The 21421-nt window shown below is 30.1% G+C and carries 24 protein-coding genes; all 24 read right to left on the reverse strand.

The genetic code is table 11. The features are described from left to right. Positions 1–44 precede the first annotated feature (44 nt). On the reverse strand, positions 45–1163 hold the full coding sequence (locus tag CRN98_RS02705) for an N-acetyl sugar amidotransferase (RefSeq protein ID WP_097025886.1): 1119 nt from the start codon (positions 1161–1163) through the stop codon (positions 45–47). Positions 1164–1180: 17 nt separating this feature from the next. After that, positions 1181–2161: an NAD-dependent 4,6-dehydratase LegB gene (locus CRN98_RS02710; RefSeq protein WP_097025887.1), complete on the reverse strand. Its 981-nt coding sequence runs from the start codon at positions 2159–2161 to the stop codon at positions 1181–1183. 38 nt (positions 2162–2199) lie between these two features. Next, positions 2200–3297, reverse strand: coding sequence for a LegC family aminotransferase (locus tag CRN98_RS02715; RefSeq protein WP_097025888.1), 1098 nt, complete (start codon positions 3295–3297; stop codon positions 2200–2202). 148 nt (positions 3298–3445) lie between these two features. Continuing rightward, a complete protein-coding gene (locus tag CRN98_RS02720) occupies positions 3446–4528 on the reverse strand; it encodes a nucleotidyltransferase family protein (protein WP_097025889.1) in 1083 nt (360 codons plus the stop codon). 82 nt (positions 4529–4610) lie between these two features. Further along, positions 4611–4979: a DUF8042 domain-containing protein gene (locus tag CRN98_RS02725; protein WP_097025890.1), complete on the reverse strand. Its 369-nt coding sequence runs from the start codon at positions 4977–4979 to the stop codon at positions 4611–4613. Continuing rightward, on the reverse strand, positions 4972–6762 hold the full coding sequence (locus CRN98_RS02730; RefSeq protein WP_097025891.1) for a motility associated factor glycosyltransferase family protein: 1791 nt from the start codon (positions 6760–6762) through the stop codon (positions 4972–4974). The genes CRN98_RS02725 and CRN98_RS02730 overlap by 8 nt, the downstream gene beginning before the upstream one ends. Before the next feature lie 139 nt (positions 6763–6901). Further along, the gene (locus CRN98_RS02735; protein ID WP_097025892.1) at positions 6902–7720 is read right to left on the reverse strand and encodes a flagellin N-terminal helical domain-containing protein; all 819 of its coding nucleotides are present in this window, start codon (positions 7718–7720) and stop codon (positions 6902–6904) included. Between the two features lie 208 nt (positions 7721–7928). After that, positions 7929–8264 carry a flagellar protein FliT gene (gene fliT / locus CRN98_RS02740; RefSeq protein WP_097025893.1) on the reverse strand — a complete coding sequence of 112 codons (336 nt, stop codon included), beginning with the start codon at positions 8262–8264 and terminating at the stop codon, positions 7929–7931. Between the two features lie 32 nt (positions 8265–8296). Then, positions 8297–9955: a flagellar filament capping protein FliD gene (gene fliD, locus CRN98_RS02745; RefSeq protein ID WP_097025894.1), complete on the reverse strand. Its 1659-nt coding sequence runs from the start codon at positions 9953–9955 to the stop codon at positions 8297–8299. A 16-nt stretch (positions 9956–9971) separates the two neighbouring features. After that, positions 9972–10358, reverse strand: a complete 387-nt coding sequence (gene fliS / locus CRN98_RS02750) for a flagellar export chaperone FliS (RefSeq protein WP_097025895.1) — start codon at positions 10356–10358, stop codon at positions 9972–9974. Positions 10359–10388: 30 nt separating this feature from the next. Beyond that, positions 10389–10715 carry a hypothetical protein gene (locus CRN98_RS02755; RefSeq protein ID WP_097025896.1) on the reverse strand — a complete coding sequence of 109 codons (327 nt, stop codon included), beginning with the start codon at positions 10713–10715 and terminating at the stop codon, positions 10389–10391. Continuing rightward, positions 10716–11069 carry a flagellar protein FlaG gene (locus tag CRN98_RS02760; RefSeq protein WP_097025897.1) on the reverse strand — a complete coding sequence of 118 codons (354 nt, stop codon included), beginning with the start codon at positions 11067–11069 and terminating at the stop codon, positions 10716–10718. Between the two features lie 25 nt (positions 11070–11094). After that, positions 11095–11313: a carbon storage regulator CsrA gene (gene csrA, locus CRN98_RS02765; RefSeq protein WP_097025898.1), complete on the reverse strand. Its 219-nt coding sequence runs from the start codon at positions 11311–11313 to the stop codon at positions 11095–11097. Then, positions 11307–11744: a flagellar assembly protein FliW gene (gene fliW, locus CRN98_RS02770; protein ID WP_097025899.1), complete on the reverse strand. Its 438-nt coding sequence runs from the start codon at positions 11742–11744 to the stop codon at positions 11307–11309. Before fliW ends, csrA begins: the two co-directional genes overlap by 7 nt. 14 nt (positions 11745–11758) lie before the next feature. After that, positions 11759–12757, reverse strand: coding sequence for a flagellar hook-associated protein FlgL (gene flgL, locus CRN98_RS02775; RefSeq protein ID WP_097025900.1), 999 nt, complete (start codon positions 12755–12757; stop codon positions 11759–11761). A gap of 44 nt (positions 12758–12801) precedes the next feature. Then, positions 12802–14595, reverse strand: a complete 1794-nt coding sequence (gene flgK, locus CRN98_RS02780; protein WP_097025901.1) for a flagellar hook-associated protein FlgK — start codon at positions 14593–14595, stop codon at positions 12802–12804. A 40-nt stretch (positions 14596–14635) separates the two neighbouring features. After that, positions 14636–15040: a flagellar protein FlgN gene (locus CRN98_RS02785; protein ID WP_097025902.1), complete on the reverse strand. Its 405-nt coding sequence runs from the start codon at positions 15038–15040 to the stop codon at positions 14636–14638. 82 nt (positions 15041–15122) lie between these two features. After that, positions 15123–15410, reverse strand: a complete 288-nt coding sequence (locus tag CRN98_RS02790) for a flagellar biosynthesis anti-sigma factor FlgM (protein ID WP_097025903.1) — start codon at positions 15408–15410, stop codon at positions 15123–15125. Positions 15411–15639: 229 nt separating this feature from the next. Next, the gene (fliY, locus tag CRN98_RS02795) at positions 15640–16842 is read right to left on the reverse strand and encodes a flagellar motor switch phosphatase FliY (protein WP_097025904.1); all 1203 of its coding nucleotides are present in this window, start codon (positions 16840–16842) and stop codon (positions 15640–15642) included. After that, positions 16835–17830 (reverse strand): flagellar motor switch protein FliM, encoded by a 996-nt coding sequence (gene fliM / locus CRN98_RS02800; RefSeq protein WP_097025905.1) that lies wholly within the window; start codon positions 17828–17830, stop codon positions 16835–16837. Before fliM ends, fliY begins: the two co-directional genes overlap by 8 nt. Before the next feature lie 19 nt (positions 17831–17849). Beyond that, on the reverse strand, positions 17850–18251 hold the full coding sequence (locus CRN98_RS02805) for a chemotaxis protein CheW (RefSeq protein WP_097025906.1): 402 nt from the start codon (positions 18249–18251) through the stop codon (positions 17850–17852). 121 nt (positions 18252–18372) lie between these two features. Then, positions 18373–18732: a response regulator gene (locus tag CRN98_RS02810; protein ID WP_097025907.1), complete on the reverse strand. Its 360-nt coding sequence runs from the start codon at positions 18730–18732 to the stop codon at positions 18373–18375. A gap of 18 nt (positions 18733–18750) precedes the next feature. Continuing rightward, positions 18751–19350, reverse strand: coding sequence for a chemotaxis protein CheC (locus CRN98_RS02815; RefSeq protein ID WP_097025908.1), 600 nt, complete (start codon positions 19348–19350; stop codon positions 18751–18753). 12 nt (positions 19351–19362) lie between these two features. Beyond that, positions 19363–21420: a chemotaxis protein CheA gene (locus CRN98_RS02820; RefSeq protein ID WP_097025909.1), complete on the reverse strand. Its 2058-nt coding sequence runs from the start codon at positions 21418–21420 to the stop codon at positions 19363–19365. Position 21421 lies beyond the last annotated feature (1 nt).

The following is a 21421-nucleotide window of genomic DNA, read 5'->3' on the forward strand; positions in this document are numbered from 1 at the left end:
CATTAATAGGTATATATAAATTTACTCACTTTTCAATCACATTCTTATTTTTCATTCCATATAGGATTCTTTAATACCCACTCTCCATAAGAATTTTTTTCAAAAAGTTCTCTGTTGTAAAAATTATCAATTATTTTCCAAAATTCAGATTCAGAATATCCCGCAAATTCTATGAAATCTTGTATACATTTAGGATCTAATTTACTATCATGCTCTTTAATAAGTTGAATGGCTTCATCCCTTTTTAATAAGCCATACCTTACGAAACGTGCTGCATAATCAGTAGCAGATGCATGGCCAAATTTAGGATACTTTAACCATGAATGCAATAAATATGTCCTAGTATCAATCTGATCAAAGTTCTCTATATGATGAGTTCTATTCCACTCATGTGTTAAATCATGGAATCCTCTTGATTTAGCAAATTGATAGTTTTTATAACTATTCCAAGGAAGAAAATAAGAAACATACATTGGATCCAACTTATTTAATTCTTCTTTAGAAGGAGCTTTTGTCATATCTAAAGCTTGTTCAGTTATCCCTTCAATTTGTAAAAGTTCATTAATATCTATATCTGATGCTACTCCATTATTAATTTGATTTCTTGCTGAATAAGTTTCCTTATAATCTAAGCCACCATATTCATAACTAACATTTTCTCCATAAACTAAAAGAGGAGTATTAAATTTCAAAGCCATCTGCATAGGAAATGTATATATCAATCTATCAATAAACCATGTAGGTTTACCATATTTCTCAAATGTATACCTCATTAATTTTTTTTGTGTTTTAATATCAGGCTTTAAGCTAATAATATTACATCCAAATTCTTCTGATATATTTTTTATATTATGTTTACCAGCTTCAGTCATCTTAAAATTATCCTCTACACTAAAAAGTATAGGATTCATTTTCATAACTTCTTTCATAAGATAAACTTGATAATGGCTATCCTTACCACCACTAACTGCTATTGCACAATCATATGAAGTTCCATTCATTCCTCTATATTTTTCACATAATTTTTCCAATTCTTTATATCGTTGTTTCCAATCAATTTCTTTTCTATGTTCAAAAGACTGACATGCAGAACAGATTCCACCCTCATTAAATTTGATTCCTGGCCTAGTATTTGGCATTCCACATTTTTTGCAGTATTTCATAATAAAATTTCTCCTAACTATATATTATAAATATCTGTTTTATACCTATTTAAGTTATGTTTAAAAAACTCAATAGTTTGTTCTATTCCTTCTTCAAAAGTATATTGAGCTTTCCATTTTGTTAATTTTTTAATTTTTTCATTACATCCAAGTAATCTATTTACTTCACTTTTTGTTGGCCTTATTCTTTGATCCTCACATATAATCCTAGCATTAGGATTAATTTGTCTTATTAATTCTTCTGCAAGTTCACCTATTGATATCTCTTTTTGTGTTGCTATATTAATTTCCTCACCAATAGTTTTATCAGATTTCCCTATTTCAATAAAACCATTCGCTGTATCTATAACATAATTAAAATCTCTAGTTGGTGTCAAAGACCCAAGCTTAATTTCTTCCTGTCCAGCAAGCAATTGTGAAATAATAGTCGGAATTACCGCTCTAGCTGACTGACGTGGACCATAAGTATTAAATGGTCTAACTATAGTAATTGGCATATTAAAGCTTCTGTAAAAAGATTCTGCTAGCCTATCCGCCCCGATTTTAGTAGCAGAATATGGCGATTGTCCTTGATAAGGATGATTTTCATCTATCGGAACATATTTAGCTGTTCCATATACTTCTGATGTAGAAGTAACAAGAATTCGTTTAGTTTCTAAATCCCTTGCTGCTTGGAGTACATTCAATGTCCCCTTTATGTTTGTATCAACATATGCATCTGGGGAATGATAACTAAAAGGAATTGCTATTAGTGCTGCAAGATGATATATATCATCTACTCCCTTTATTGCTTCTCTTACACCATTGGGATCCCTTATATCTCCGGTAAATACTTCAATTTCATTTAATATATCCTTAGGTAAGGTATCTAACCATCCCCATGAATTAAATGAGTTATAAAAAACAAATGCTTTTACTTTGTTGCCATCTTTGATAAGTTGCTCAACTAAATGGCTACCGATGAATCCATCAGAACCTGTAACTAATACTTTTGACATTACTTAGCCTCCTTTTAGCTGATTAATTTTGAAATAATCTATTGCTGCTTTATGATTTTACAAATAGTTTCAATATCATCTTCTCGTAATCCCAAGGAACTCGGAAGATTTATTCCTTTAAGAGCTAACTCATTAGTAATATTCATATCCCCACATCTACATTGTCTATAAGGGGGCATTTCATGTACTGCCATAAAAAATGGTCTTGCCTGTATTCCATTTTCTTTTAGTTTAAATATAAGCTGATCTCTAGTAAAATGATAATCACTCTCCACTAAAATAGAATATAGCCAATAAACATTTCTTACATCTTCTTTTTCTGAAGGTAAAGTTATACCTCTTTCATCTTTCAACAAACTATTATATAACTTTGCATTTTCTCTTTTAATTTTTATATATTCTTCTACATTCTCCAGCTGAGCACAGCCCATAGCAGCAAGTAAATTAGGCATTCTAAAATTATATCCTATTTCTTCATGATAAAAGCCACCATTTTCTAAAACTGTTTTTGTCTGAGTTGATAGATATTTTGCTTTTTCACCTAATTTTTCATCATCAGTTACAAGCATGCCACCAGCACCAGTGGTTATTAGTTTATTGCCGTTAAAAGAATAGCATCCTATATGCCCTATAGTACCAGCGGCTTTTCCTTTGTATAAAGAACCTAAGCTTTCAGTAGCATCTTCTATTACATAAAGGTTGTACTTTTTTGCTATTTGCATAATTTTATCCATATCTGCTGGATGACCATAAATATGCACAGGTAAAATTGCTTTTGTTTTCGGTGTTATTATTTCCTCTATTTTATCCGCATCCATTACCCAAGTATCCCTACAAACATCTACAAATACTGGTTCCGCTCCAACATATTTGATGGTATTCACTGGAGATATAAAAGTTAGTGAAGATACTATAACCTCATCACCAATTCCTATACCTAACGTTCTAAGAGCAAGTTCTAGTGCTGTAGTACCATTCATTGTAACTACTGCTTTTTTTGAATTCATATATTTTTGAAAATCATCTTCAAATTTATTTACATAAGCTCCTACAGAAGACACCCAATTTGTATCTAAACAATCTTTTATGTATTTCCACTCATTTCCTCTAATTTCTGGTATGCATAAAGGTATCATGTTCTCAACTCCAATTTGTTTTTTTATTTATTTTAAAGTGCATATATTTAATCTCTTGCATAATATATATAGCAAAAACCTTTTCATTTAAATATTTAATATTAATAACTACGCATTACAATTATAGTTACTAATTATTAATTTATACTTAATCACATTTACTATCTATACTTTTATCTACAGAGATTAAATCGTAAATATCCTTATTAACTTTATTATAATCCTCAATCCTACCGATATCCATCCAATAATCTTTTATTTCATAACTTCCTACCCTTAATCCCTTTTTAATGCAAATATCTATTAAATCTGTTATTTCAAAATATTGGTCTTCAGGAATTAAATTTATAACTCTAGGATTTAGACAATAAACCCCTGCATTTATCAAATATTCCATGGTAGGTTTTTCATCCATTCCTTTTATAAAATTTTCCTCTGTTTTAACTACACCATATGGAATTTGAAAAGAATGTTTTCTTGTACCTACCGTAATGTCAAAATCATTATTTATATGAAAATTCATCATATTTTCTAAGTTTAAATTAGTAAAAATATCTCCATTAATCACAAAGAAAGACTTTTTTATGAAACCCCCTGCAAGTTTTATACCTCCTGCAGTACCAAGACGTTTATGCTCTTTTATATATTCTATCTTAACTCCATAGGCATAACCATCTTGAAAATAATTTTCTATAATTTCAGCTTTATAATTTACAGATATAAACATTCTATTATATCCATATTGCTTAAAATTATTAATAATATGTTGAAGTATAGGATCCTTTCCTATTCTAAGCATGGGTTTAGGAATTTCTTTTGTTAAATCCTTAAGTCTTGTACCAAGTCCTCCTGCCATTATTATAACAGGATTTTCTTTCCCTTGTGGCAAAAGTATATCGTTTATTGTTATCATGTCTATAACTCTAATACTTTCGTCAACTATTGGAAGTTCTTTTATTGCATTTTTTATTAAAACATCTTTTATTTCTTCTATCGAAGCTCCCTGCTTAACCTTTATAGGATTTCTATGCATGATTGCTTCTATTTTTTCCTCTAATGACATTCCATCTAGTATAGCACGCCTTATATCTCCATCTGTTATAGTACCTATTAATTTTCTTTCCTCATCTACTACTAATATTATCCCTTTCGCACCTTTATCTAATAATTTTAATGATTTTTTTATTGAGTAGTAAGGATATGCTAATATTTTTTCTATATTATTTATCATAACATCATCCTTTATATAAAATTTGTTACTAATTATTCTAATTGGTATAATATCGTTTTATAATTTTAAAAATTTCTTAATTTTATAAATTGTCTTTATTTGAACCTTCTAACAATAATAATGTTTTATCATAATACTCTTCAACTATTGGACTAATTTCATACTGTAATAAATCTCCTATTAAAACATAGTCCTCATTTTCAAAAGCTTCTACTACCTCTTTAACATTATCTGTAAATTTGTTGACTTCCATATCCTCTTCATATATATCTTTTCTTAAAGTTACAAGCTGAACTATCCATTCTAATCCATCTGTAATACTTATAATTAAATCAGTACCATTAAAATAATCACCATTTTGTAAATATTCTGCAGCTCTTACTATTGCATTATTTAAATTAATCATATAATCTTTAGCTGTATTTAAGACTTCTAATTTTTCCTTACTCATTTTTTTCTCCTTCCTTTAATTCATCTATTAATTTGTCTAACATTGGATTTAAATATTTAATCCCCTCTACTACTTCATTGTAAATTATTTTTGTTTGCTCCATTATTTTTTTTATCTTTTCTTCATCTGTATCTTTTTCATTTTCTCTATATTCAGGATTAGATACTATGCTATTTAATGTAGGATTTATAAGAGAATTTAAGATTTCTATTTCTTGTATTTTTTTATTATTAACTTTTATTCTATTTAATAACTTAATTATCTTAGTATTAAACTTAGCATTTTTCTTCAAAATATCCTTTATATTATTCAAATATTTTTCACATGATTTATCTATATTTTTCAGATCACTATATATATTTTCTAGATTATCTATTATTATCTCTTTGTTAAATCCTTTAAAATCTCCTAAAGTAGGAACATCTTTTTTTACACCTTTACCATAATTGTTCACAGATTCCTCTAAAGTCATTATCTTTGTACCCTTTATATTTGCTCCACCTTCGGTAGCATTTACAAACTCTATATCAGAAACTCTACTAATATATTCCTCAAAATTTTTCCTATAAAAATTTAGCACTCTACTTGTTAAAACTTTTCCTCCGTGTATATCTTCTACATAAATATTATTATTTTCCTCTTCTATTTTTTTGTTATTACTACCATCAAAATCTGCTTTATCATCATGTTGTTTATTGTTAGTATAAGCTAAATCCTGGCCTATAAATATAATAGTATTACACCCCAAATATCTAGCAAAGCTCATGCAAATATGAGCTACGCAGCCACCATGCCATAAACCGTCTATATTATTTTCTGTTAATTTATACGTTAAATTACCAAAAACACTAGACTCTTTAAATATAGCCTTATGTCCCTTGTAGGAATCTACTGTTTTAAAATTAGATACTTCACAATAAATCATAGTTGCACTATGATTTTCGCATTCTTTTATAAAATCAAAACTTATATCATCGGGATCTATTATACAAACATAATCAGGCGTGACCCCTATATCTAAAAGCGGCTTTAGGGTTCTAGCTCCACATATTATAATGAACTCATCTTGAGCAGCTTTTAATTTATGTATATTTTTACTTAAGGAAGGTCCTGCAGAAACTACTACTGCTGGAACATTTTTAGCTACATTTTTATAGCAGTTTATAGGCTTACCACTTATAAGATTTTTTATATTACTTAAGTATACCTCTATCATTTTTTTAGAGAAATATATTTCTGTGCCTATATTAACTATACATTTTTGAATTATATCAATGCATACCTTAAAAAACTCCTCAAACTCCTCATTGAAAATTTGATTATAATTAGCATAACTTAAGATTCTTACATTATTAGCTTCAGTTTCTGTTACTATATTATCTAATACTTCTCTACATTTCTCTGCAGTATAATTTACCAAAACAAATCTTTCACTTTCTAAAATATCTTTAGAATATTTTGTATTTATAAAAGTTTTAATTATGGACAAATCCGGTTCAAAAATGACTATTTTATTGTATTTTGTATTTTCCAAAATCTTTAATATATGTTCTCCTGTTCCTAGACCAAAAATTATAATTATAGTTTCATTGTTTATATCTTTTAGTTCTTCCAATAATTTATCTATATCTCTATTAACAGAGTATTTACTCCCTATATATATTTGCTTTTCATCTTTACATATTCTTATAACATTTTTATTGTCTTTACTTTTTTCAACAGGATATTCTTTTTTATTATCTAGTGCTAAATTTTTCAATATATATTCAGTTGTTAGATTCATTTTGCCCTCCGAGATTTCCGCATTTAAATTAACTAATAATACTATCGTATTTACATGAAATTTCTTTAATCTTAAAAGCAAGAAAAGACAGAACTTAACATTAAGTCCTGTCTTTTTCAAAATTAATTTATGTTTCTAATTATCTTAATAACTGAAGAACTCCTTGTGGAGCTTGGTTAGCCTGTGCAAGCATTGCTTGTGCAGCTTGTTGTAATATGTTGTTCTTGCTAAAGTTCATCATTTCTTTAGCCATATCTACGTCTCTAATTCTTGATTCTGATGCTTGTAAGTTTTCTGATGATGTATTTAAGTTTGTGATTGTGTGCTCTAATCTATTCTGTAATGCTCCAAGTTTTGATCTCTCTCCTGAAACTTTGTTTATTCCACTATTAATAGTTGCTATAGCAGCACTTGCAGATGATCCTGTTGAAATACTAGCAACTGCTGCATCTACACCAATTCCTGTTGCTGTCATTGTTGCTACTGTTAAGGCTAAAGTCTGTCCATCATTAGCACCTATTTGGAATGTTTTTCCACTAAATGTTCCATCTAATAATTTTTGAGTATTGAATTCTGTTTGGTTACCTATTCTTGTTATTTCTTCTTGTAACTGTGCGAATTCATTATTTAAAGCAGTTCTATCTTGAGTTACATTTGTATCATTTCTTGATTGTACTGCAAGTTCTCTCATTCTCTGAAGAATTGAGTGAGTTTCATTTAATGAACCTTCTGCTGTCTGGATAAGTGATATAGCATCCTGTGAGTTTCTTGAAGCTTGATCAAGTCCTCTGATTTGTCCTCTCATTTTTTCAGAAATTGCTAATCCTGCAGCGTCATCTCCTGCTCTGTTTATTCTTAAACCTGAGCTTAATTTTTCCATTGACTTACCAGCATTTCCAATGTTCATTCCCATGTTTCTGTGTGAATTCATAGCATTCATGTTGTGATTAATTATCATTTTTTCTTCCTCCTTGAGTTTTAAGTGAACTTCCTTGTTCACTATTAATTTATTTATAGAAAGCCTATTGGCTAGCTAACTAGTTAACTATATTTTTTATCATTAATATTAATTACACTAATAATATCGTGTCATTATTTTTTATCTTTATAGGTTTTTTTATATTTTTTATTAATATTTATATAATATTTATTTTACATAACTTAAATTATATTTCTTTAGTTAAAAATACAGCCTTAGTATTTAAATTATTGTACCCTTTAGCAACCTTTTTCCCATTTTCAACTTCAAATATTTTTTTTCTTAATTGATTTTTCTGTAACTTTATTTCTTCAAGTATTAATTTATCTAATTTGAAAATTCCACATTTTTCATATACCTCTTTTAATTCTTCTATATCAAAATTGGCTATATCTATATTCTTTATAACTTTTTCTCTTTGTTCTACTAACATATCCAAAGAGTCTAAGTTATCATTATCTAAGCTTTCCTTAATTTGAAGAGAAATTGTTTGATATTCCTTTATAAAATTATCTAAATCCATAATATCCCCTTTTATTAATCCATAATCTCATTTTAACCCTTCATACCAAATTGAGAGTTCATTGAATTCATTTGAGAATTTAATTTATTCATAGCTGTCTCTAATCTTGCAAACTTAGCATAATATCTCTCTTGTGCTTTTGACATTTTTTTCTCTAGATCACCAATACTAAGGACTTTAGCGTATATTTTATCTGGCATAGTATTTTTGCTAGTAGCTCCAGTAATACTATAATCATATTGCTTATTAGCATATATATTTAATGATCCTTTTAAAGTAGACATACCATCCTTACCTATACCAGGATCACCTGCATATTGTCTAATGATTTTATCCATTCTTGTAAATAATCCGTCTTCATAATAAGTATCTGTTCCTATATATTTATCAGGATCATTTATTGTACTTGACTTTCCAATAAAAAATTTAGTTAAATCTTCTATATTATTTTCAATAGCCTTTTTTAATTTTTCTTCATCCTTAATAAATATTTGTCCTCTTTCTTTAAACTCTCTAGAGGTGTCTAATCCTATTGCACCTTCTCCATATTTACCCATGCATAATCCGTTTTTTTGATCTGCAGCTTTATCTGTATATACTGTGTCAAAGATAGTACCTCTTAAATTTGACATTAATTGCTCAAGATAATCATCATTTTTTAAGATGCCTTGCTTAGCCTTTTCTTCCCATTTTTTTATGTCATCTTCCTTCATATCTTTCTTTTGTTCATCTGTTAAAGGCTTATAAGTAAACTGTGTCTTTTCAGTTAATTTGCCTTCTATTTTTTCAACTATTTTATTATAATCCCCAAGAAAAGTCTTCAATTTTTTAACTACTTCATCTGTATTATTTTTATCTATGCTAAAAGTTATATCACCAGTACCTGCAGCCTTTAAATCATAAGTAATGCCATTGGCAGAAAATTTGTTAGTGTTTTGATCTGTTACTGTCACTTCTCTACCATCAGGATATGTGATTTTAAAATTTGCATTTGTGCCTGATGCTTCTTTCAATCCATTGAACCCTAAAACTGAGCCATTAACCTTTAACTCTGGATTACTAGGATCAGTATCTCCAGTAGCGGTTGTACTAAAAACTAATTTCTTTGAAAGTTCATCAAAGGATGCTTGTACCTTTCCTTTTAAGTCTGCATCTTCATTAATTTTAGTATTAATTCCATCAATTAACCCTTTAACAGTAGTATCTCCATTAGTTGTAATCTGTATCTGTTTACCATTAATATTAAAAATAACATCACCAATAATACTAGGATCTGCTGCAGGTAACTTAGTATCCAATTTAACAGTTCCACTCAATTCTGTTCCTTCTACTACCGCTGGCTTAGCCAATTGAGTTACGTTTATTTTGTAAGTACCTTTTTGAGCTGTAGAGTCTGCGTTAATTCCAATGGCACCTTCATTACTATTGGTAACTTTCATAGGATTAAATTTATTTGCAGACATGATATATTTATCTGAAATAGGATCAAAATAATCCTGTAATCCCTTTATATCCTTTATAATCTCCCTATAAAACTCCTGTTTCCATTGTGTAATTTGTTTATCCTGATTCATTCTATCAATTTTAACTTGATAATTTGCAGTCATAGCTTTTACCATAGCATCCGTATCCATACCTGTGGCCATTCCTGTTATCCTATTCATATTACTATTATTATTTATAGTATTCATTTAATCGCCTCCAAATTTATTTGCTTCTTCTAGATAATTTATCAGCTTCATACCATGTATTTCGAACTTCTTCTATTAGTGGAATAATTTCATCCATTATAGCTATATCTTTCTTTATATTAGCTTCAGTTAATTTTCTAACAATAAAGTCATAAATACTCATTAGATTATGTCCCCATTCTCCAGCCTGCTCCACATCCAATGTAGCCATTAACTCGTAAAAAACATCTTGGGTTTTTGTTATATTTTCATGAGCCTTTTTTACATCTTTATCAAGTATAGCTTGCCTTCCTATCTTTGCAAACTTTACTGCTCCATCTACAAGCATTAAGAGTAGTTGATCCTTTGAAGCAAAATTTACACTATTTGTTTTATATGCATTATATGCACTATTTCCATACATATATAGTCCTCCCACTTATAAGCTACCTAATTATCTCTTAGTATCTAAAAATCTTCCTGAAATTAAACTTTCTTTGTCTTTATTATCTATAGAAGCTTCTACATTCACCACTTTCATTTTTACTGCTTCAACTGAAATTTTATTTTCTTTTTTATTTTTCTTATTATCCTTATCTCTTTTTTGTTCATCTTTTACCTTTTTTAAACTCTTTGAAAAATTATTCTTGCTTTTTTCTTCTGGATTTTCTCCATCTTTTTTTATTGATATTTCATCTTTTCTATGGACAACTCCCTCTCTAACAGTGTCTTCAATTCTTTGACGAACATCTAAATCTATTTTATTGAGCTTATATTCCATTTAGGCCTTTTCGTCCATGAATAGTCCAGCTAGTTCACAAAGCTTGTCCACCATATCAATAAGTTTTTTTGGAGGAACTTCCTTTATTATCTCTCTTGTAGTATTATTAACTATCTTTATAGTCATACTTTTAGATCTACCATAAAGTTCATACTCCACATGAGTATTTTTATCCTCAAAGAGCTTGTTTAATTTTTCCGCTGCCTTTTCCACATCTGATAAGTTGATTTCTTTTTCTAAGTTGCTTTTTATTTCCTGATGATTAGTATTTTTATTTGCATTTCCTGCATCTGAGCTTTTTAAGCTTATGTCAAAATCCATTTGTCTTCCTTGACTTAACACTTTAACATCCATGCTTTAGACACCCCTTATATTGATTTTATTTTCCTTTAAGGTTTTTAAGTATTGACATATCAATTTTCGCAGCTTGTTTGTTTTCGTTTTGCACTTCATTATATAGTTCTTTTCTGAGTATTGTAACTTCTTTAGGTGCAGATATGGCAATTTTTACGGAACCGTCATCTATTTTTGCGATAGTTATTTCTATATTATCTCCTATTAATATGGACTCTCCTTTTTTTCTAGATACTACTAACATGAACTTTCCTCCTTAAAAAAGGGTTCTTTTATTTTGTATTTTTCATTATCTAGTATTATTTGTTCCCCAATTTTCTCTTTTATATTTACCACTATTGGAGCCTTCATGTTAATTGTGATATTTTCTACATTACTATTTAAAGTAACGGTATTTAAAACCAATATATCCTCAGGAGAATTAACACTTAATTCATTTATCTTTTCATTTGATAGTTTAAACTCATAACTTTCATCTACACCAAAAGGAGATACTACAGGAATTCCAACTTCCATATCTTCCACAGACACGAGTATACTAAATAAATTATTATCTTCAAAAGGAACCAATATAAACTTTTTCAAGCTTTCAAATCCAGGAAGTCCTTTTTTAAATACAATTACATCTTCTTTGTTATATTCAACTGCACCATGATACTTGGTAATAAGCTTCATAAAAATCCCTCTTCCTATCTTAAGTAGTCCATAAGTGTTGGTTGTAGTACCTTAGCACTAGTTTGAAGAGCTGCTATATAAACTGTTTGTGCTGTAGCAAATTGCATAGTTTTTTCAGTTATATCTATGTCCTCAGTTTGAGAAAGTATATCAGTAAGATTTAAGTTTTCGTCTAGGTTCTGTTCCTTAGCACTTTTCATAGCATTCATTTTCGCTCCTACTTGAGAACGAAGTTTTAATATGTTACCTATTACTGCATCCATATCCGCTAAGTCTTGTCCGGTTAATGCCTCATTAGCACCAGATATATTTTCTTCCCAACCACTGCCATCAGATTTTTTAATTTTCCCATCTAGATGTTTTAGTTTGCTTTCCAATATACTTATTACATCTTGAGGATTTCCTTTTCCATCGTTAAATTGTAAAATTTCTGTAGCTGTAACATTATATTCAACTGTAACTCCTTGAGATATTTCTGTAACGAGTCTTTCTTTCATAATATCTTCAGGAACAGTTAAATTTGAACCATCTGCAGCTTTATAAGTTATAATATTATTATTTCCTTCTTCTTTTATTCCTACAGGTTTTGAGGTTCCTCTAGTTCCACCAAATACGTATTTCCCATCAAAACTTGAATTTAATGTTTGAGATATATTGCTTATAACTCCGTTAATCTCATCCTTTATCTTTTGTCTTTCATCACTTCCATAAGTAGCATTACCGGATGAAACCATAAGTTCTCTTATTCTTTGAAATTGGCTACCTAATTGCTTTAATCCTGTGTCTGTTTGATCAAGCCAATTTATAGTGTCTTTTATATTTTCGTTATACTGCTTATTTGAACTTATATCAGTATGCATCTGCATAGCCCTTGCTGCCTTAAAAGGATCATCTGAAGGTCTTCTAATTTCCTTACCTGAGCTAAGCTGGCCTTGAAGTGTCTTTAAGTTTTGTAAATTATTCTGCATGTCATATAAAAAATTATTAGAAAGCATTTTGTTTGTTACACGCACTTTATATTCCTCCTGACTTGTTTATAATAACTGTTAATTTTTTATTATCGCTTTAAGCCATTAATTACAACATCAAGTAATTCATCAACTGTTGCTATTATTTTTGAGTTTGCTTGGTAGGAATGCTGATATTGTACTAAATTTGCCATTTCTTCATCTAATAATACTCCTGATACAGATGCTCTTGATTCTTCGAAACTTTGCAAACGTATAAATTGGTTTTGAACCACTCTTTTTGCCTGCTGAGTTTGTACACCCAATGCATCCACTACATCTTTAAAATAATTATTTACCTTCATTCCGCTAGTTTTACCATTTATAGTTTGTATTCCATAATCATTTGGTGGTAGTAGTCCACCACATAAATCCCTTATAAAGCTTTTCCTATCTGTATTCTCTGTTATCTTTTGAACTTCCATAAGTTTATCCATAAGCTGAGCAATTTCTATTGCTCTTGTTCCGTCATTTTCTCCGCCGCCGTCTTTTCCTGTTTTTATAAGCATAACGTTATCCATTATTTCCTTATTAATGCTTATATTTCCTGCGGTAATTTCTGCTTCTCCAGCCCCAGTAGGATTATCTTTATTTACAAAGAAAAGACAAGTATCTGAAGCTGCATCATCTGTTTGTCCATGTATTGCATTTACAGAATACGCTATAGACTTAGCTAATTTATTTAACTGATCTACATACTTATCTACATCCTGTTGTACAGACATATACCCCTTAAGCCCTCCAGAAGATGGAGTAAATTTAACCATACTTGCTGTATTTGGATATGTTGGAGGATTTCCCGCTGTAGGGTCTTGAGTTTGTCCATTACTATCTAGTAAATTACCTTCCTTATCTGTCCATACCACTCTACATTGATCCAGCTCCATAAATTTTTCCTTAGATAAACTTACGTTTTTAATTTCTACTCTATTTTCATTACTAGTCATGTCTCCATTTTTATAATATTCAATATTATATGTAGGATCTCCAGCTGCATCTAAAACAGGCTTTCCATCTGCACCTAAAACAGGTTCTATATTACTTACATAAGCTAGACGGGCTACATCATCCGGATTTATATCCTGAATTAAATTTATTCCGCCTGGAGTATTAGCATTTGTGTCACCCTCTGTACTTACATTTATTCCATTAAACCTCTTTTTATCTATGGTTATTCCAAATTTTGAGCTAAGTTCATCTAATAATAAATCTCTTTTATCCATTAAGTCATTAGGATTATTTTTTGCCACACTTACTTGAATTATTCCTTGATTTAACTGGCCTATTTGGTCTAATATTTTATTTGCATCAAATACCGTTTGCTTTATAAGATCTTGAGCATTTTTCTTTACATTTCCAATTTTATTATATATATGATTCAACTCATTTGTTAGCGCCTTTGATTGCTCAACTACTACAGTTCTTGCATTGGAAGTTTCACTTTGCTTTGAAAGTTCATGCCATGAACCGAAAAATTTACTTATAAGACTTGATAAACCCGTATCGCTTGGTTCATTAAAAACTCCTTCTATTTCACTTAAGAATTTATCCCTTCCTGAATACCATCCATCAATTCCAAGTTCTTCACGTACTTGATAATCAAGAAATGTATCTCTTATTCTTGTAATTTGAGATACTTCTACTCCTGTACCTACCTGTCCTGCTTCTGCAGAGCCATTAAATGATGGATTAGTGTAAGGTCTTGTAGTTTGAAGTTCTGCTCTTTGTCTTGAATACCCTGGTGTCTCTGCATTTGCTATATTATGAGATATGGTGTTTATAACCTTTTGATTTGAAAATAAACCAGACTTTCCTATATTTAAAGTACCAAATAATCCTGACAATTCTTTTCCCCCTTCACATCAGATAGTAATTAACCATTATTTATTTCCTCATTTTCCCATAGACTCCATAAGTTTTTGCACTTCTATCTGGGTTTATATATTGAAGCATTTTGTTTGTATATCTTAAACCTTGCTTTATTAATAGCTCATTTGTACTTTTTTGAAGCTCTAGTGCATGTAAAAGCTTTTTTACTTCTCTATATTCACCTTCAAGCTCCCCGTCACCAAGTTCTTCGACTATTTTGCTCATATCTTCACCGCTGGTTATGTTTCTTCTTTCCATTTCAATCTTTGCAATCTCTTTTAATGAGTCATTTATATCTCTAACTATACTGTCCATATTAAATACGTCATTTTTAACCACAAATTCATGCTGCTTTTCAAGTTTCACTAGCAGTGATTCCAAGGCCATTTTTTCATTTATAACAACTGACTTTAAATTCATAGCTCCTCCTTAAATTAGATAATAATTACTAGATAATAGATTGAAAGTTTACTTTTGTAAACTTTCCTATACTTGTTAGTTATTATTTTTTAATTGAATTTTTTATTTCATCAATTAAACTTTGAGCTATAAGCTTTGAGTCTCTATTATAAATACCTTTTGATATTTCTTCTTTTATTTTTTCTACTTTTTGCGAAGAGTTTACGAGTTCTCCATTTGTAGAATATGCACTCAGGCTTTTTCCTAAAGAAGAAATTTGTATAGAATCTTTTTCCTTAATCTTACCTTTCAATTCTTTATCTTCTATATTTTTCTTATTATTATAAAGACTTATAATTTTGCCTGCATTATTCAATCCTCCAACACGCACTTTTGAACCCTCCTTTTTTTATTAATTGCTGGTCACCAATTGATATTTATTAGTATTCTACTATATTCTAAACAATTATTCATCGCTAATTATATCACATATATTTGTCTTGACTTTTCCCAATTGATTCCAAAGTGTCCTAGCCTACCCTTATGTATATTATCGAACACTGTGTAGACTTATTTAGTTAAAAAAATAAAAAAACCTTGTTAAAACAAGGCTTTCTTATCTATTTTCCAAGACTTCTAATCTTTTCTTCATTACTTACAATACTTGTAATTCTTACTCCAAAGTTCTCATCTATTACAACTACTTCGCCGTAAGCTACACGTTTACCATTTACTAAAACCTCTACTGGCTCTTCTGCAAGTTTATCTAGTTCTACTAAGGAACCTGTTGCTAAATTTAAAATATCCCTTATATTCATTTTAGTCCTTCCAAGTACTACAGATACTTCTAAAGGCACGTCCATTATAAGATCAATGTTCTTAGGCAGCGCTCCCCCGCGCCTTGTCTGCTCTTGTAAAGGTTGAAAAGTAGCCTGATGAACTTCTACAGGTTTTTCATAACTCATCATAGCTGCTTCACAGTTACTAGGTTGAGTATATGTACTTTCTTGATGCATATTGTAATTATTGTTATTCGTTTTATCTTGAGTGCTAGAAGTTTCTACTTCTTTATGATGCTCAATAATAATTTCTTCTTTTTTATTTTGTTCTATAGTTTCTTCCTGTCCAAGCATTATGGATACTATTTTCTTTGCAGTTGTAATAGGTAAAAGCTGCATTATGCTGCTATCAACAAGATCTCCTATAGTCAATCTAAAAGATATTTTAACTATGGGCTCTGATTCCTCTATATTATTTGAAAGAGGCTCTGCAAAGTTTTCCCATAACTTTGATTCAGGTGGAGATATATTTACTTCCCTTGAAAACATAGTTGCCATAGAAGTAGCTGCAGAACCTATCATTTGATTCATAGCTTCTGATACAGCGCTAAGCTCTAATTCTGAAAGTTCTGTATTTTGTTTTTCTATAACGCCACTCCCACCCATCATAAGATTAGCAATTACATAAGTATCTGTAATCTTCATAAGGAGTAGGTTTTCTCCAGTAATGCCACTTGTGAATTTAACTTCTAAAGCCAAGTTAGGAACTTCAAAAGTAGTTTTAAGCTCCTCTAATGTAGTTAAACTAACTACAGGAGTTGTTATATTCACCTTTTGATTCAATATTTGAGATAATGCAGTAGATGCAGATCCCATGGATATGTTTCCTATTTCCCCTAAAATATCCTTTTCTACTTCTGTAAATATATTACCCGCTTCTTCATTATTACTTTCTTTAGTAGAATCACTTTCATCTGGAAGATTACTTAATTCCCCATTTAACAGTGCATTTATTTCTTCTTGTGAAAGAAAGTCGTTACTCATCTTTTTCCACATCCTTATCTATAATATCTAATATCTGTATTCCCATCTTCCTTCCAATAGTACCTGGTTTAGCATAGGCATATTCTTCATCACCTACCATAACAGTTACTGTTGAATTTGTTTGCTCTTTTAAAGTTAACACATCTCCTACACTAATTCTTAAGAAGTCTTCTACGGTTATAGCAGTTTTTCCAATTAAAATTGAAACATCGGTTTCAACTATATCCATTCTCTTTCTTATCTTTTCTCTTGATTGAGATAAAATTTCCTCATCATTATCCTGAAACCAATACTGTACTATTAATTTATCTAATATCTTTTCAATACTTAAATATGGAATACACATATTTATAAAAGTATTGTTTTTCCCCATTTCAACAGAAAATGTTATAAGTGCTACAGGTTCTGAAGGAGCTAAAGTTTGACTTAAAGCAGGATTGGTTTCCAAGCTTTCTATTTCAGGGTGTACTTCGAGTACATCTTCCCATGCAAGTTTTAAACTCGATATCATTCCTTCATTTACTTTTTTTATTATATTTTTATCTATATCTGTAAATTCTCTTACCTTATATTTTCCATGTCCTGTTCCTCCTAAGAGCACATCCGTTACTTCAAATACAAATTGAGGATTTGCTTCAAATAAAATAGTGGTACTTAAAGGAGGCATTTTAAATACTGTTAGCATAGTTGGATTTGGAATGGAATGTATAAATTCTTCATATGTTATTTGTTCTATTGTTTCAATTTTAACTTTAACATTTGCTCTTAATTGGGCTGTCAAATAATTAGATATTATTCTAGCATAATTATCGTGTATAAGTTCCAATGTCCTCATATGATCCTTAGAAAATTTTTGAGGACTCTTAAAATCATATGGTTTTATCTTTTGTTTTTCTTCTTCTTTATTTACTTCCTCGGGATTTAATTCTCCCGTAGACAAGGCATTTAAAAGGGCATCTATTTCACTTTGTGATAAAACTTCTGCCATTTGCTCCCCTCATTTCCTGCTAGTTTGCTAGGAGTTTATCTATATCAATTAAAGTTACTATTCTATCTTTGAAATTTATAACTCCCTTTACGTATAATTCCATTTGTTCATCTTCAACTCTTTCTATAATATCTTCATCTATTTCAAGTACTTCATCTACTTTATCTACTACAATTCCAACTAACTCTTCTTCCATATGAAGTATTATAATATTATTTTGAGTTGTGTCTATTTTTTGTAAATTTAATATAAGATTTATATCTAAAAGCGATATTACATTCCCTCTTAAATTTATGAGTCCTTTTATATATGATGGTGCATTAGGAACCTTCGTTATTTCCATCATATCATTTATTCCTTGAACTCTTGCAGTTTCCACTGCAAACTGTTCATTGCTTAAAGTAAATATTACAACCTGCACTGTAAAAACACCCCCAATGTTACAATTAACAGTTGATGCTCAATAGTTTTAGTTGAAATTCAGCTAAAGCTGAATTTCATCCACAACTATTAAATATTCATTTTTCACCATTAACTATTATTTATCCTATAACCTTTTTTATTGCTTCAAGAACTCTGTCTGCTTGGAATGGTTTTACTATGAAATCCTTTGCTCCTGCTTTTATAGCATCCATAACCATTCCTTGTTGTCCCATAGCGGAACACATTATTATTTTTGCATCTGGATCCATTGATTTTATTTCTTTTACAGCTTGTATTCCATCCATATCTGGCATGGTTATATCCATAGTTACAACATCTGGTCTTTCTTTTTTATACAGCTCTACTGCCTTTATACCATTATTTGCTTCACCTATTACTTCAAATCCGTTTTTTTCTAAAATATCCTTTATCATCATTCTCATAAAAGCAGCGTCATCAACGATTAATACTTTAGCCATTTTAATATTCCCTCCAATTTATATTACTCCTAGTGTATTTAATATTTTTTCTAATGAACCCGGCATTGGTATATAATAAAAGTGTGCATTTATTTCTGATTCTCCCTCTATAAATGCAGTTTCTATATCTAATACGTATTCATCAAATTGCCCGGATTCTATAAACGTAGTAGATAATATAGCACCTAACATATCATAAGTAAGTGCTGGTACTGACGGTATTATACTTAAATTAGTGAATCTTCCTATTGCATTCATATAAGTTGCAGAAAGTATATTACCTATTTCGGCCAAAACAGATTCACCCATTTCGTTTATGTCTTCTCCCATTTGACCTGTTAATGCTTCTATTACATGCATAGCTGTATTTTTTTTAAGCACAAGTAGAATATTTCCTGGAGCATCTCCAAGCACTCTTATCAATACTCCATATACTATTTCCTCTCCGCTTAAGTTTGAAAATATATCTTCAAAAGATATAATATTTATAGCTGGTACAGACATATCTATTTTTTTATTTAGAAGCTGGGATAATGCTGTAGCTGCATTTCCTGCTCCTATATTTCCAACCTCTCGCAGTGCATCTAATTGTAAAGGTGTAAGGTCCTTATATGACATAAAAATTCCTCCTTAAACTAAGGCTGCTACATCCAAGATAAGAGTTACAAGTCCATCTCCTAGTATTGTTGCACCTATATATTCTTTCATACCATGAAGTGTTTTACCTAGAGGTTTTATTACTATTTCTTGCTGTCCAAATAGACTATCCACCATAAGTCCTACATTCTTTTCTCCTACTTTTACAATTACTATATATTTCTTTGAATTATCGGATTCATTTAAATGTAGTTTCTTATTAAGTCTTATAAGTGGTATAACATCTTCATTATATATTATAACCTCTTTACTATTTGTACTCTTCACTAAATTTTCATTAAAGTCTATAACTCTATCTATATATCCTAGAGATATCGCCATGGTTTCAGTACCTATCTTCACTAAAAGAGCCTGTATTATTTGAAGCGTTAATGGAAGTTTTATTATAAATGCTGAGCCCTTATTTTTTTCACTAACAACTTCTACAGTACCACCAAGTGATGAGATTTTTGTCTTAACCACATCCATGCCTACGCCTCTACCTGATATGTCTGTTACCTCTTCATTAGTACTAAATCCTTGAAGGAATATAAGGTTTATTATATCATATTCTGACATTCCTTCAGTATTTACACCTATTCTTTCAGCCTTTTCCCTTACCTTGTCTACATTTATTCCCCCACCATTGTCTTCTACCTTTATAACTGCTTTAGTGCCTTCTTGATATGCTACAAGTTTTATTTTTCCTACTGGATCTTTACCCTTTTTAATTCTTTCTTCTCTTGACTCTACTCCATGATCAGCTGCATTTCTTATAAGATGGATTAAAGGTTCTCCTATTTCATCTATAACAGTTCTATCAAGTTCTGTATCTTGACCTTCTATTATAAGTTCCATATCCTTATTTAGTTCTACTGATAAATCTCTTATCATTCTAGGGAACCTATTAAATACTACATCCAGTGGAAGCATCCTTATCTTCATTACTAAATCTTGAAGGTCAGAGGTGGTTCTTGCCACCTGCTCTAAGGTCTCATTTAGCTCCACCAGTTTATAATTTAAGCTTATTTGCTCAAGTCTAGTTCTATGAATTACAAGCTCCGATACCATATTCATGAACTTATCTAGTCTTTCTAAATCTACTCTTACGGATTGGTGCTGTTTTTTATGAGTTGCTTCCTTATTATTACTTACGCTGTTTTTAGCACTTGCATTTTCTTTAACGTTTTCTTTTACCTTAGTATCTTTAACTTCTATTGCCTTTTCTTTTACTACTTCTGAAACTTTTGTATCTTCTTCTATTTTTCTAGCCTTTTCTTTTTGTAAATTCACTTCCTGAATTATTACATTATTTACTTCAGATATACTCATAATAGCATTATATATGTCTTCTTGACTACTACTTGAAATATATATCACATCAAATTCAAACTCAAAATTTTCATTTTCAATGTCTTCAGCACCAGGAAGAGATTTTATTACTTCTCCAGCATCTTCTAAACTTTTAAATATTAAAAATGCTCTTGCAGATTTGAGCAAAGTATTTTCAGATAAAACTACTTTTATATGATATGCTATATAACCTTTTTCCATAGCTGCTTTAATTACATCTATATCATATTCATTTAGCTCTATATTTAACTTATCGTTTAAGGCAAATTCGCTATTACCTTCGCTTTTATTAACTTCTTCACTTAACTCATCTTCTATTTCTTTTTCTTTAATGTGTTGAAGTTCGTTCATTATATCGTCTATAAATACTGCCTCTTCTATGTCTTCAGAAATATTATTTACCATACGTTCTAAAGTATCTAGACATTTAAATAATACTGTTACTACTTTTTCTGTTACTTTAAGTTCTCCATTTCTAAATTCAGCTAAAACATCTTCCATTTTGTGCGTAAGCTCTGCCATTTGATTAAATCCCATGGTGGCTGCCATACCTTTTATAGTATGAGCTACTCTAAATATCTCATTCACTTTATCTAAATCCTCAGGCCCCTGTTCTAGCTGAAGCAGTGATTCATTTAAAGTTTGAAGGTTATCCATAGACTCTTCAAGGAACATGGACATATATTGCGATGTATCCATT

It is taken from the genome of Clostridium peptidivorans (genome assembly GCF_900205925.1).
Taxonomy (GTDB): Bacteria; Bacillota; Clostridia; order Clostridiales; family Clostridiaceae; genus Clostridium_AK; species Clostridium_AK peptidivorans.